Origin of the sequence: Streptosporangium sp. NBC_01639 (assembly GCF_045209755.1) — a bacterium.
Taxonomy (GTDB): domain Bacteria; phylum Actinomycetota; class Actinomycetes; order Streptosporangiales; family Streptosporangiaceae; genus Streptosporangium.
In genome coordinates this window covers 6,847,351-6,859,834 of record NZ_CP109272.1, presented here as the reverse complement: position 1 = coordinate 6,859,834, position 12,484 = coordinate 6,847,351, and the positions used below count along the sequence as shown (strand labels likewise).

The 12,484-nt window shown below is 69.7% G+C and carries 11 protein-coding genes and 1 tRNA gene; 3 read left to right on the top strand and 9 right to left on the bottom strand.

Annotated features, from left to right (window positions below; translation table 11 throughout):
• Positions 1 to 33: 33 nt before the first annotated feature.
• A complete protein-coding gene (locus OHA77_RS31250; RefSeq protein WP_326824613.1) occupies positions 34 to 1,068 on the top strand; it encodes a 1-acyl-sn-glycerol-3-phosphate acyltransferase in 1,035 nt (344 codons plus the stop codon).
• A gap of 153 nt (positions 1,069 to 1,221) precedes the next feature.
• On the opposite strand, the gene OHA77_RS31245 is transcribed toward OHA77_RS31250, so the two are convergent.
• The 6 genes from OHA77_RS31245 to OHA77_RS31220 all read right to left on the bottom strand — a co-directional run bounded on the left by OHA77_RS31245 (position 1,222) and on the right by OHA77_RS31220 (position 8,538).
• Positions 1,222 to 4,596, bottom strand: a complete 3,375-nt coding sequence (locus OHA77_RS31245) for an NACHT domain-containing protein (RefSeq protein WP_406312956.1) — start codon at positions 4,594 to 4,596, stop codon at positions 1,222 to 1,224.
• 150 nt (positions 4,597 to 4,746) lie between these two features.
• Complete coding sequence (locus OHA77_RS31240) at positions 4,747 to 4,950, bottom strand: SHOCT domain-containing protein (RefSeq protein ID WP_406312955.1); 204 nt, start codon at positions 4,948 to 4,950, stop codon at positions 4,747 to 4,749.
• The gene (locus tag OHA77_RS31235; protein ID WP_406312954.1) at positions 4,947 to 6,476 is read right to left on the bottom strand and encodes a cobyric acid synthase; all 1,530 of its coding nucleotides are present in this window, start codon (positions 6,474 to 6,476) and stop codon (positions 4,947 to 4,949) included. The genes OHA77_RS31240 and OHA77_RS31235 overlap by 4 nt, the downstream gene beginning before the upstream one ends.
• Positions 6,473 to 6,700, bottom strand: a complete 228-nt coding sequence (locus OHA77_RS31230; RefSeq protein WP_406312953.1) for a hypothetical protein — start codon at positions 6,698 to 6,700, stop codon at positions 6,473 to 6,475. Before OHA77_RS31230 ends, OHA77_RS31235 begins: the two co-directional genes overlap by 4 nt.
• 52 nt (positions 6,701 to 6,752) lie before the next feature.
• Positions 6,753 to 7,661: a cobalamin biosynthesis protein gene (locus OHA77_RS31225; RefSeq protein WP_406319903.1), complete on the bottom strand. Its 909-nt coding sequence runs from the start codon at positions 7,659 to 7,661 to the stop codon at positions 6,753 to 6,755.
• A 76-nt stretch (positions 7,662 to 7,737) separates the two neighbouring features.
• Positions 7,738 to 8,538: a phosphotransferase enzyme family protein gene (locus tag OHA77_RS31220; RefSeq protein ID WP_406312952.1), complete on the bottom strand. Its 801-nt coding sequence runs from the start codon at positions 8,536 to 8,538 to the stop codon at positions 7,738 to 7,740.
• A 251-nt stretch (positions 8,539 to 8,789) separates the two neighbouring features.
• Between OHA77_RS31220 and OHA77_RS31215 the strand changes: the two genes are divergently transcribed.
• Positions 8,790 to 8,866: transfer RNA gene (locus tag OHA77_RS31215), tRNA-Arg, on the top strand.
• A gap of 242 nt (positions 8,867 to 9,108) precedes the next feature.
• On the opposite strand, the gene OHA77_RS31210 is transcribed toward OHA77_RS31215, so the two are convergent.
• Positions 9,109 to 10,014 (bottom strand): tyrosine-type recombinase/integrase, encoded by a 906-nt coding sequence (locus OHA77_RS31210; protein WP_406312951.1) that lies wholly within the window; start codon positions 10,012 to 10,014, stop codon positions 9,109 to 9,111.
• A gap of 357 nt (positions 10,015 to 10,371) precedes the next feature.
• Between OHA77_RS31210 and OHA77_RS31205 the strand changes: the two genes are divergently transcribed.
• Positions 10,372 to 10,914: a hypothetical protein gene (locus OHA77_RS31205; protein WP_406312950.1), complete on the top strand. Its 543-nt coding sequence runs from the start codon at positions 10,372 to 10,374 to the stop codon at positions 10,912 to 10,914.
• A gap of 162 nt (positions 10,915 to 11,076) precedes the next feature.
• Here OHA77_RS31205 and OHA77_RS31200 read toward each other — a convergent pair whose 3' ends face one another.
• Both OHA77_RS31200 and OHA77_RS31195 read right to left on the bottom strand, forming a co-directional pair.
• Positions 11,077 to 11,373, bottom strand: a complete 297-nt coding sequence (locus OHA77_RS31200; protein ID WP_406312949.1) for a hypothetical protein — start codon at positions 11,371 to 11,373, stop codon at positions 11,077 to 11,079.
• A gap of 81 nt (positions 11,374 to 11,454) precedes the next feature.
• Positions 11,455 to 12,390 carry an IS3 family transposase gene (locus OHA77_RS31195; protein ID WP_406319902.1) on the bottom strand — a complete coding sequence of 312 codons (936 nt, stop codon included), beginning with the start codon at positions 12,388 to 12,390 and terminating at the stop codon, positions 11,455 to 11,457.
• Between the last annotated feature and the right edge of the window lie 94 nt (positions 12,391 to 12,484).

Here is a 12,484-nt window from a genome sequence, read left to right as displayed (position 1 = left end):
GCCTGCCGGGCAACGTCCAGGAAGGAGAGGCCCGTGCTCCCTCCACGTTTCCTGCGCCGCCTGATCCTCGCACCGCTCGTCATCGTGCTCGCCGTGGCCGTGGTGATCACACTCCCCGTCTGGCTGCTGGTGGTGGCCGCGGCCTCCCTGCGCCTGCCGCCCCCGCAGCGGCGCGGCACCCGGCTGGTCTGGTTCGCGGTGGCGTGGCTGACGCTGGAGACGATGGCGCTGGTCGCCTGCTTCGGCATCTGGGTGACCTCCGGATTCGGCGGGCGGCTCAGCCGGGACGAGTACGAGGAGCGGCAGTACGCCCTCATCCGGTGGTTCCTCGCCAAGGTGTACGCGGCGGCCGAACGGATCTTCGGCCTGCGCGTCGAGGTCGACGGTCCGCCGCCGGTCCCGGACGAGCTCGCCCGGCGCCTGGCCCGTCCGGTCATCGTCCTGTCCCGCCACGCGGGTCCGGGCGACTCCGTCCTGCTGGTCCACCATCTCCTCAGCGTGTACGGCAGGCGCCCCAGGATCGTGATGAAGGCGGCCCTGCAGCTCGACCCCTCCCTGGACGTGCTGACCAACCGGCTGCCCAACGCCTTCGTGCCCCGCAACGTCGATACGAGGGGCATCATCGCCGAGATCCGCCGGCTGGCCTCCGACATGGACGCCGACGACGCTCTGGTGATCTTCCCCGAGGGGGGCAACTTCACTCCCCGGCGGCAGGCGCGGGCCATCCGCCGGCTGGAGCGCAAGGGCCTGGCCAAGGAGGCCGCCCGCGCCCGCCGGCTGAACCATCTGCTCGCCCCCCACCCCGGCGGGGCCGTCGCCGCCATCGACGCCTGCCCCGCCGCCGACGTGGTCTTCGTCGCCCACACCGGCCTGGACGACCTGGTGACCCTCGGCGACCTCTGGCGCAAACTGCCCGTGCGCGCCGAGGTCAGGGCCACCTGGTGGCGGGTCGACGCGGCCGACGTGCCCCGCGACGAGGAGGGCCGGATCCGCTGGCTCTACGACCACTGGGAGCGGATCGACGCCTGGATCACCGAGAACCACCGCACCCCGGCCACCGAAGCCTGAGAGCCGTCTCCCCGCCGGGGGCACACCGTGCCGTCCGACCCCACTCCGACCACCGGCCGGCGAAGCCTGCGAACCGTCTCCCCTACCGGGGCCGCGAGCGGCCGGAACCGCCTGGGCCGCCGGGAACGGCCGCAGCCCCGTGCCCCGGCTGCCCTACACGCGCGTGACCTTCGTGGTCGGGTGGAGCAGGTGGACGTTGTGCAGCTCCTGATGGGAATCGGCCAGTATCTGCAGTCTCCGCTTGCCCGCGAGCGGGGCCAGATCGAGCACGGGAGCCGTCCCCAGCAGGTACAGGAGCCGCAGCGAGTCCAGGTCCGCGAGCGGCGACAGGTCCGCCACCTGCCGCGATCCGTCGAGGGAGAGGTGGCTGAGCTTCGGAAGACCGGACAGCGGGCCGAGATCGGCGACGGCGGACCCATGGAGGATCAGCGCTTCGAGGTTGCGCTGACGGGCGAGAGACGCCAGGTCGGTCACCCTCGGGCACCGGGTCAGTCCCAGCACGGTGAGGTCGAGGGCGTCCAGTGAGGCCAGGTCGTCGAGCCGGTCCGTGTCCCGGAGCCGGAGTCGCCGCACCCCCCGGCTGTGCTCGACGAGAGCGGCGAGGCCACCGTGGATGTCCACCTCGCTGAGAGTGATCTGCTCCAGGTGGGGAAGACCGGCCAGGAGCGCGGCGTCCTTCAGCTGACGCGCTCCGAAGAGGGACAGGCCGCGGAGCGTGGCGTGCCGGGCGATCGGGCCGAAGTCCCGGACCGAGTCGACCTCGCCGAGAGCGAGCGAGTCGAGCGGAGGGAGCGCGTCGAGGAAAACGAGGCTCCCCGCGAAGTCGACATTCCCCAGGCTCAGTTCCCGCAGCTCGGGCAGGTGGGCGAGGAAGCCGAGGTCGGCCCGGCGGCGTGCCGTCATCTGGATGTACAGCCACCTCAGCTCCGGCAGAAGTCCCAGGTCGGCGAGGTCGGCGTCGCCCACGTGGTGCAGGGAGAGCCTGCGCAGCGGCGGTGCGGACCGGAAGAACCGGACGTCCCCGATGACGGGGCAGCTCACGAACAGATTTCGCACGTGCCCGAGGTGGCGGAGGCCGCCCAGCAGGCGCGGGTTGTCCACATCCAGCGTCCCGCCGGGCAGAGGCGCGTCCGCGAGGACCCGGGTGGCGTACTCGTCCCGGCCGAAGTACTCCCACCCGGTGACCAGCTCCCGCTGGACGTCCAGGCGGGGATCCCGCGAGTATCCGGCGAGTTTCCGCAATGCCTCGGCCCCGTTGATCAGCCAGCAGGCCCGCACCGTCGCCGCCGCCCGTGCCTCCGACAGGTCACCCAGGTCGTCGGGGAGGCGGCGGAGCACCTCCTCACCGGCGAGCGCCAGCACTCTCGCCTCGGCCATGTTCCTGGGCGGAATCACCGTGGCGAGGCAGCCCTCGACGCGGTCGCGCAGGTCGCGGGGGAACTCCTGGATCGTCTCCAGGCAGCCGGCGACCAGCAGCCGCAGCTTGCGGCCGTGCCGGTCTCCCCCGTCGATCCGGTCGAGCAGCCCGTGCAGCAGCTCCCGCCGTACGGGCGCGTTGGCGTGGCCGGCGGCCATCACCACCGTCTCGCGCCACTGGTCCAGATGCGCCCGCTCGACCAGCGGCTCCATGTCGGCGTCGTCGGCGGCCTGCTTGGCCGCGAGATACTCCTGCACCGTACGGTGCACGAAGTCGACCCGGCCCGGTGCCGGTTCCCGGATCACCCCGCTCCGCTGCAGCAGATGGTCGAGCACGGCCTCGGCCGTCGCGTCCACCCGGGGCATGGTCCGGATCTTCTCCTCGACCCGTTTCAGCGCCGTGGCCTTGGACAGCTCCGACCGCCCCCATACGGCGAGCTGCCAGGCCAGGTCCTGCAGCACCCGCACCTTCTGCTCGGGTTCGAGGGCGACCTCGGCGGCGATCCCGCGCTCGGCGTCGCGACGTTCCAGCAGGAGCTCCAGCGCCGCCGCGTACAGCCCCATGCGGCTGCGCGGCAACTGCTTGCCGCGGTCCAGGTTCAGCGCGCACAGCATCGCCGCGAGCAGCGGCGCCGAGGCGAGCATCTGCAGGTGCGGACTGCTCTCGAACCGGGCGAGCAACGCGCCCTCGTACTCGTCCAGTCTCTCGGGGGCGCACGGCAGGCTCGGTGACCCGCGCATCGCCGCGTGCCACTGCCGTACGAGCTCGCGCAGGTCGGTCGGGGTCATCGGCTCCAGCGTCACCGGCGAGAAATCCTCCTCGGCTAGCCAGCGCGTGTCGGCCGCCGCCGGGCGGGAGGTGACGACGGTCCGGGTCCCGGGGTAGGCGGCGAGCAGGTCGCCCAGCCACTTCCTGACCGCGGGCCGGTGCCGTACGGCCAGCTCGTCCACCCCGTCGACGAGCAGCAGCGCCCGGCCCGCGTCGAGCACCCGGTGCACCCACCCGGCCGGCATCCGCCCGGCCATCGGTCCCGCGACGTCGGCGAGGAAATCCTCTGGGTCGGGGAGGCCGCACGAGGGGTGGCTGCGGAGCTTGACGACGAACGGTACGGAACCGTTCCACGCGGCCAGGTCGCCGGAGAAGCCGCCACGCGCCACGGTCACCGACAGCCAGCGCAGCAGCGTGCTCTTGCCCGATCCGGCGTCGCCGCGCAGCAGGGTCCGCCGGGAGCGGCCGAGGGCGCTCTCGACGCGCAGGGTGGCCGGCTCGTACTCCACGCCCGTCTCGCCGGCGTCGGGACCGGTCAGCCCGGCGAGGCGCATCCGCTCGGGGGCGCGGGGGCGCGCCGGTCCCTGCGTCGAGACGCTCAGGCTGATGTAGGCCACACTCAGCGTCGCGCGGGGACGGTAGTTCTCCACCCGGACGCCGAACAACTCGACCTCGTCGAGGGTGCGGCTGAGGTGTTCCAGATAGCGGCGTTCGAACTCCTCGTCGTCCTGGGTGCCGACGGGCGCGTCGAGCGAGCGGACCGGGAGACGGCCGAGCGCCGCGGAGACCTGCTGCCCGAGTGCGGCGATCCGCTCTTCGACGGACGACAGGCGGCCGAGGACCTCGGTGGCGGCCCGGGGCAGATACTGCGGGAGCTGCTGGAGGATCCGGACCAGGCAGTCGAGGCACTCGTCCAGCAGCACGTCGTACAGCCGTGCCCCGGCCTCCCCGAGCTGCCGGGCGGGGTCGGGCAGGCCGGACCGGATCTCCTTCGCGAGCTTGATCGTGTCCATGTCGGCGGCCAGCACGGCCCGGTCGGAGAGGTCGGCGGCCTCAAGGACCGCCACGACCTCGTGCAGGACCGCCGCCCGGTCGTTCTCGGCGAGCCCGCCGTACTCCCGCTCGACGAGCACCGCGAGCCGCCGTTCCACCCCGTCGGCGACGGCCGCCAGTTGGCGTTCGAGGCTGCGCCGGACGAAACGGTCGGGGAACCCGCTCCGGATCAGCGTCGCGAGGTCCGCGGTCCGCTCCTCCCTCGCCGCCCGGACGGCGAGCCCCTCCCGCAGGGCACGGCCCGCCACGGCCTTTCCCGCTGCGGCGACGACGGCTTCCAGTCCGGACATCCTGCTCCTCGGCGCGCGGCGACGTTCGCCTCCAATGATCACCGAAAAAGCCCTGAAGTACGGAGAAATCCATCAATCGAGGAGCGCCGGGTCGGGGTCGTGACATGATCCGCGACCGGGAGCGCCGGGCCGAGGCCGTGACGCGATCCGCTACCAGTCCTGGGAGAGGCCGGACATGCGGCGGAGGTATTCGTCCTCGTCGATCTCACCGGCGGCGTAACGGCGCCGGAGAATCTCACGGGGGTCGTCGGAGACGGGCTTGGGCCTCCTGGACGCGCGCAGCACCAGGGCGACGCCGAGGACCACCGCGGCGACCACGGCGATGATGAAGAGGAACAGCACGATCCGGGTCATCGTCCACCTTCCATGGCTCCATTGTGCGAGAAATCCGGTGCTCCGCGCGGCGCTCCACCGGGAGGCAGGAGGGGCAGGCCCGCGGGGGCACCGCCCTCCAGCAGTCGTAGCAGGGCATCGGTGTCCACATGCCGTTCGATCAGATCGCCGAGGGCGTCCAGCCGTTCCTCGCGCGACGCGGCGAAGGAGACGCCGGGGGCGGGGACGAAGTCACGTCCGGAGACGGCCGCCACGTCGGCGAGGAACGCCCGGCGGAAGTCGTCGTTCTCCAGTGCCCCGTGCCAGGTGGTGCCCCAGACGGGACCGGACCGGCAGCCGTCCAGGAACGGGTCGCCGCCCTCGGCCGTCACGACGCCGTGATGGATCTCGTAGGCCGCGACGCGGCAGCCGTACGCCTCGCCGACCGGGCGGCCCAGCGTCTTGGCCGCGGCGAACTCCACCGTCGCGGGCAGCAGGCCGAGCCCCTCGACCAGTCCCGCTCCGGACTCGACGTCGTCCCGGATCGTCCGGGCGAGCATCTGGTAACCGCCGCAGATGCCCAGTACGGCCCGGCCCGGCAGGGCGTCGGCCAGGCCGGTGGCGCGCAGCCAGGCCAGGTCGGAGACCGTCGCGCGCGAGCCGGGCAGCACCACCAGGTCGGCGTCGTCCAGTTCGGCCGGCGAGGTCACGTAGCGGACCAGCACACCCGGCTCGCAGGCCAGGGCGTCCAGGTCGGTGAAGTTGGAGATGCGCGGCAGCCTGACCACCGCGACCCGCAGGCTCTGCCCGCCGTACGGTGGACGCGCCCCGATCGCGGGCCGGTTGTCCAGGGCGAGGGAGTCCTCGACGTCCAGCCAGAGGCCGTCCAGCCAGGGCAGCACGCCGTACACCTCGCGGCCGGTCAGCTCCCTGATCATGTCGAGGCCGGGTTCGAGGAGCTCGCGCGCCCCACGGAACTTGTTGACCACGAACCCGGCGATCAGCGCCTGGTCGGCGGGCTCCAGCAGCGCCACCGTCCCGTACAGCGAGGCGAACACCCCGCCGCGGTCGATGTCGCCGACCACGACGACCGGCAGGCCGGCGGCGCGGGCCAGGCCCATGTTGGCGATGTCGCTCCGGCGCAGGTTGATCTCCGCCGGGCTGCCCGCGCCCTCGCAGACCACCACGTCGTAGGTGTCGCGCAGCCTTTCCAGCGCGTCCACCGCGACCTGGCGGAGGTGCTCCTTGACGTCCCAGTACTCCATGGCGTCGACGTCGGCCAGCGGCCTGCCCATGACCACGACCTGGCTGCGCCGGTCGCTGCCCGGCTTGAGCAGGATCGGGTTCATGTCGGCGGTGGGCTCCAGGCCGCAGGCGGCGGCCTGCATCGCCTGGGCCCGGCCGATCTCGGCGCCGTCGGCGGTGACGAAGGAGTTCAGTGACATGTTCTGCGCCTTGTACGGCGCGACCTTCACACCCTGCCGGGCCAGCCAGCGGCAGATCCCGGCGGTGACGACACTCTTGCCGGCGTCGGAGGTGGTCCCGGCGACCAGCAGGGAGCCCCTCACACGCCCCTCACCGGATACGGCCGGGCGGAGATGGTTCCGGCAACGGCGGAGACGGTTCCGGCGTCAGCGGAGGCGGTTCCCGCGACAGCGAAGACGGTTTCAGCACCGGCGGAGGCGGTTCCGGCGTCGGCGAAGACGGTTCCCGCGACGGCGGAGACGGCGGGCCCGGTGGCACCGGGACCGGACAGGATCACGGGCGACTCCCCGGACGGATCGACAATCATGGTGACCAGCATGACGCGCCCCATGCCCGACGGCCACCCGGGCCCCGCACCCCTACCGGCGCGGGCGGCGGAACGCCGCGAGCACGGCCAGGCCGGCGGCGGCCAGGCCCACCGCCCGTGCCAGCCGTACGGACCTGCGGATGTCGGCGACCGACGGTCCGGGCCCGTCGCCCATCTCGGGCCGGTGCTCGACGCGGTGGCCGTAGACGTTGGTGCCGCCGAGCGTGACGTCCAGCGCACCGGCGAAGGCCGCCTCGCAGCGGCCCGCGTTGGGGCTCGGGTGGCGGTGACCGTCCCTGCGCAGTACGGCGGCCGCCCGGCGGGCCGAGCCGCCGGCCAGGGGGGCGGCGAGGGCCGTCAGCGCTCCGGTGATCCGCGCGGGGACGTAGTTGGCCACGTCGTCGAGGCGCGCCGAAGCCCAGCCGAACCGCTCGTAGCGGGCGTTGCGGTGGCCGACCATCGCGTCCAGCGTGTTGACCGCCCGATAGGCCAGCAGTCCCGGCACCCCGGCCACCGCGCCCCAGAACAGCGGTGCCACCACGGCGTCGGAGGTGTTCTCCGCGATCGACTCGACGGTCGCCCTGGCCAGTCCGGGGGTGTCGAGCAGGGCGGGGTCACGCCCGCACAGGTGCGACAGCCTTCCGCGCGCCCCGGTGAGGTCGCCGGCCTCCAGGAACCGCGCCATGGCCACACCTTCGCGCCCCAGCGTGGTGCCGCCCAGCACCGACCAGGTCGCCATCGCGCTCAGCGCCCCCCGCGCCACCGGGTTCCCTGTCCGGGTCGCGGCGAGGCCGAGCAGAGCCACCGGACCGACGCACAGTGCCGTGTAGAGAACCCCCTTGGGCCGGGCGTCGCCGTACACCCGCTGTTCCAGGGCTGCGGCGGCCCGTCCGAACAGCGCCACCGGATGCCCGCGCCGGGGGTCGGCGAGCACGGCGTCGACGGCCACCCCGGCGAGCATGCCAAGCGCCTCGGCCCGTCTCGACGCGGATCGGCCAGGATGGGTCCGTCCGGTCGCCTGCCGGGGAGCGGAGCGGTCAGATGAGATGCGCATGGAGCTCATCCTGGTGGGTCTCCAGCCAGGCGCAGGCCCGGCGGATGCGCTCCCCCGCGCCGCCCGCCCACATACGGGCCCAGCCGCCGCCCGCGGTGGCGGCCTTGACGCGCATGGCGTGGTAGGAACGGTCGAAGCGGAGCCGGGCGAGATCGAGCAGGCGGCGGCGCTCGCGCGGGGTCAGCCCGTAGGCGTCGCAGAACAGCCGCAGCCGCGCACCGACCGCCAGATCACGCCGGATCGGCTCCAGGTCGAGGGGGTCGGCGATCGGGGCCCAGTGCCGCAGGGCGGTCACCACGTCGAACAGCCGGGTCGTCGGCCGGGCCATGTCGAAGTCGATCAACGCGAAGGGGAGCCCGTCACGGAAGATCACGTTGTCGAGGGTGATGTCGCAGTGACCGACCAGCTCAGGAGCCGCGTCGTCGTTGGACCCGGCCTCCCATGCGGCGTCCGGCGGCGGAACGAAGCTCGCCGAGGCGTCGTGGAAGCGACGCAGCAGCGACGCCAGAGCGGCCAGCGACTCATCGGTGACCGCCCATGACGTCAGCGGAGCGGTCGCGGAGTCACCGTCGACGTAGGTCAGGATCTCCCGGCCCTGGCCGTCCAGGCCCACCACACGGGGCGCACCGTCGAACCCCGCCGCCTCAAGGTGGCGCAGCAGCGCGTGCACGGACGGTGTGGAGGGCCGGACGGGCCTGCGGACGGTGTCACCGACCCGCACCACCCCGTCGGTCACGTCACCGCCCAGCAGGGGAATCTCCTCTGAGGCGGTGACGGCGGACATGGCATCCGAGCCTAGACCGACTTCGGATGGTCCGTCTGCGCTCTTGCAGATCTCCGGACTATCCGTAAAGCAGTCCTGCCATGAAGGTTCCACAGTGCCGGCTCCCGGCCATCGGCGCCGGTCAGCCGCCGGAGAGACGCTCCTGTCACCCTGTTCACACGGCCGGCCGCAGGCACCGTAGAGTGATCCTCGCGACACCCGTGCCGATCCGTTGCATGGACACTCCCCGGATCATGCACAATTAGGCGGGAGCGCCCTTAGCTCAGCTGGATAGAGCATCGGACTTCTAATCCGACGGTCGCAGGTTCGAATCCTGCAGGGCGCACCACCGAGACCAGGTCATCCGTACGCTGACCTGGTCTTTTGCATGTGTACGGCCCGCATGCCTCATGCAGCCGCAGGCAGCGAAAAGCAGCCGTATGCCAGTGGTTGCGGAACATACGCGGAATGCTCACGGCCTCGTTTCCCCAGGTGGGGCCGGGAGTTTTGGAGGACTGCGGAACGATTCCTGGGCCGAAACGACGAAGGACCCCGAGGGTCCCGGGGTCCTGTCGTTGTGCGGTGCCGATGTCATGCGGCGAGCGCATCCAGGATGCGCTGGTTGGCCACGTCACGTTGGCCGTCGATGCACTTGGCGTAGACCTTGAGCATCACGTCCACCCCGTGGCCGGCCCGTTCGGCCGCTTCCGGCGCATGGACTCCGGCGTTGAGCCAGAGGGAGACCGCCGCGTGCCGCAGGTCGTACGGCCTGCCCGCCAGAGGTGAGGCGACCTGGTCAGGTGTGAAGGCGTAGGTCCGGGCCTCCTTCCAGACCTTGGCGTACGCCGATCCGGAGATCAGGCCACCCGTGCGAGTCCGGAACAGCCGGCCGTCCTCGCCGGCCCCGTGCTTGTCGATGTGTTCCCGGAGGATGGCCACCAGCTCCGGCGGGACCGGGACCTCTCGGGTCTCCTTCGTATGCCGGTGCTTGAGGCCACGATCGTCATGGGTCTTCCCCGAGTCGGTGAACCGCTTGTTGCTCTGCGGCTTGGTCTTCTCCAGGGTGAGCAGGCCCCAGCCGGTCGCCGGAAGGTGACAGTCCTTCTTACGGAGCCCCGCGGCCTCAGCCGGACGCAGACCTCCGAAGTACATGCAGGCGAACATGGCCGCCAGCATCAGCCCCCGCGACCGGCCCACGTAGGTCACGGCGGTGAGCAGCTCACGGGCTTGAACCGGGTTGACCACCGAGCGCCGGTCGATCTCCCCGTCGGACTTGGCCTTGCGGAGCTTCACCTTGTGCAGCGTATTCGCCGAAAGCTCCTCCAGTTCCACCGCATACTCCAGCACGTGATGGAACACCGCTCGCTTGCGCCGGTAGGTCGAGGTGGCCGCCGCCTTGCCGTCCAGGAGCAGCGTTAGGCCCTCCAGAGCCGCCCGCGTGTGCTTGGCCTCCTCCAGCGCCTTGAGAGGCAGCGAGGCCGCTTCCAGCCACCGCACCGCACGAGCGACCTCCGGCGAGAGGGCCGGGCGACGGTCCTCGGGGAGGAAGGAGAACTCACGCTGAGGTTCCCCCTACAGGACGGATAAAGGCGCTACTGATCCGCGCCCAAGAGGACGGTTGGTGGCACTTCGAGTGCTTCCTGCGTCATTGATGCTTGGCGTAACGCCTAGCGCCGCCTCAGGCAACGTTCGCCCTGTCGACGATGTGTAGGCGCCGGTCGCCGGCATGGTTGTTGTGCCAGATGCTGCAATGGCGGATCCGGCGGATTGAGCGGTCTTTGCCACAGGGGCAGTTTTCACGCACCGTCGAGGGGTTGCGACCACAACGTGATCTTTGTCTCCGAAGATAGCCGGATGGATATAGACAAGGTGCGTCTCCGAGTTGAGGAGTTGTCCCAGCGGTTTGATGTCAACCCGCCTGACGTGATCTACGGTGAACCGCCCCAGGGGGCGGACTGCACGCTGAAGAGACGCGGGAAGAACTCGCTGATCGTCATCGGAGCCACTTTTGACGTTCTGCCGGAGCATATGCAGGACGCGGATCTCGCATGGGCGGTTGCGGCATCCGATCGCACGCGCCTTCGTAAGGAGGGGGCATCAACTCAAACCGCGGCTGGCATCGGCGCTGCGGCTGGCACCGTGGTGGCCTTTCTGTTCGACTTGCCCGTTCCGGTTGTGGTGGCCATGCTGGCACTTCTCTGTGTGGCCGTAGTGCCGATCATCGGCAGACAGCAGATTTATGGGATGGACCGCCGGGTGGCTGAAGTCTGCGGAGAAGAGACAATCCATTGCGCCCTGAAGTACTACCAGGAGCATCCGCCTCAGATGCGAGGTCTCTACCAACTCGCGATGAAGATACAGCCCTCCATGGTAAAACGAGCTGCCCGGATAGGCTGATCCTCCCCTCGTACTGTGGAGATCCGACCTCCCCTTTAGGTCAGATCTCCACAGTACGAGGGGAGGGTCACCCAACATCCCCGACGTACACGGGCATCAGTATGGAGCTACACCTACTGGAGAAGACAACGGGATCGCACCACAGATGATCGGAAGCATCGGCTACGAGCGGCCAGCTCCGAGGGCCCTCATCAGGATGAGCGGCACCGAGCCGGGTTCAATCTCAGCAGGCAGATCATCCAGATCGTGAGCGTAACCCGGAGGCACATCGGATCCTGCCAGCGATAACAACTGCACCGCTAAGCCACGCAGACCGGCTGGATCGCCTTCGATCGTCACATAGTCATCATCAACCAGGACCTGCAGAAAGTAGTCATCCGGCCACAGCCGAGGCAGCCCCCGGTTCGCAGAGTACTTCGGCACCTCAAGCGTGATCGGCTTCGTTTCTATCTCATCCATCACCATACGATGCCGGACACCACGAACAACCCGCACATCATCTGAGGTTCCCCCCGTACGACAGCCACCGATGGTGTGGGATCACGAGGTTGCGTCTGAGGGCTTGTAGAGCTCCTCGAACGTGATTGGGCTGTTCATGTCGATGCTGGAATGACGCCTATACGGGTTATACCAGCACTCGATCCATTCAAACATCGCGCTGGCCAACTCGGCTCTTGTTGACCATTTATTAACGTCGAGCAGTTCGAGCTGCATCGTTCCCCAGAACGATTCCATCATGGCATTGTCGTAGCAATCGCCGACGGTTCCCATCGAGCCGAGGAGTTCAGCATCGCGGAGCCGTTTCCCGTACGAGAACGATGTGTACTGTGTTCCGTGGTCAGAATGCAGGATCGTCTTCCTGCTGGGCGGGTTACGGCGGGCGACGGCCATGACCATCGCGTCGACGACCAGAGCGCTGGTCTGGCGTATGTCGATAGAATGGCCGATGATGCGACGAGAATAGGCGTCCATGACAGCGGCGCAATACAGTTTCCCTTCGTCGGTGGGGTGCTCGGTGATGTCGCTGACCCACAGCCGGTCCGGCGCTTGCACCGTGAAGGCCCGGCGGACCAGATCCTCCTCGGTGGCGGCGTTGACGAGGTTGCGGCGGCCCTTGCGCCGGTAGATGCCCTGGATGCCGGCCTCACGCATGAGCCGCTCGACGCGCTTGCGGTTGACCTCCAGGTCCAGGCCGAGCGTCAGCTCCGCGTGGATCCGCGGCGAGCCGTAGCTGTAACGTGACGTCTCATGGATGTCACGGATCAGCTTCAGTAGTTCGGTGTTTCTTTGGTCGCGTGGTGACTGCGGCCGGCCAACCCAGTCTTTGTAGCCCGATCTGGAAATGTTCAACACCCGGCAGGCCACCGCGACAGGAAAGTCGTCATCGGCGAGTTCACGGACCAGCGCGTACCCTATTTTGGGAGCACGTTCTCCCGGGCGAAATACGCAGCCGCCCGCTTGACAGGGCCCCGGCAAGTTGATGTTTTGAACGGATTCGTTCGTATTCGTCCAGCGGCGTAAGTAGGGGCGGGTAAGGAAATACCAAGCCCGCAACGACGGAAAGGCACGG

What these genes read in the sequence shown, in the direction of transcription:
- OHA77_RS31245 (WP_406312956.1), bottom strand. Translation starts at nt 4,596, where the DNA reads ATGTCCGGACTGGAAGCCGTCGTCGCCGCAGCGGGAAAGGCCGTGGCG.
- OHA77_RS31240 (WP_406312955.1), bottom strand. Translation starts at nt 4,950, where the DNA reads ATGACCCGGATCGTGCTGTTCCTCTTCATCATCGCCGTGGTCGCCGCG.
- OHA77_RS31230 (WP_406312953.1), bottom strand. Translation starts at nt 6,700, where the DNA reads ATGATTGTCGATCCGTCCGGGGAGTCGCCCGTGATCCTGTCCGGTCCC.
- OHA77_RS31225 (WP_406319903.1), bottom strand. Translation starts at nt 7,661, where the DNA reads ATGCTCGCCGGGGTGGCCGTCGACGCCGTGCTCGCCGACCCCCGGCGC.
- OHA77_RS31220 (WP_406312952.1), bottom strand. Translation starts at nt 8,538, where the DNA reads ATGTCCGCCGTCACCGCCTCAGAGGAGATTCCCCTGCTGGGCGGTGAC.
- OHA77_RS31205 (WP_406312950.1), top strand. Translation starts at nt 10,372, where the DNA reads ATGGATATAGACAAGGTGCGTCTCCGAGTTGAGGAGTTGTCCCAGCGG.
- OHA77_RS31200 (WP_406312949.1), bottom strand. Translation starts at nt 11,373, where the DNA reads ATGGATGAGATAGAAACGAAGCCGATCACGCTTGAGGTGCCGAAGTAC.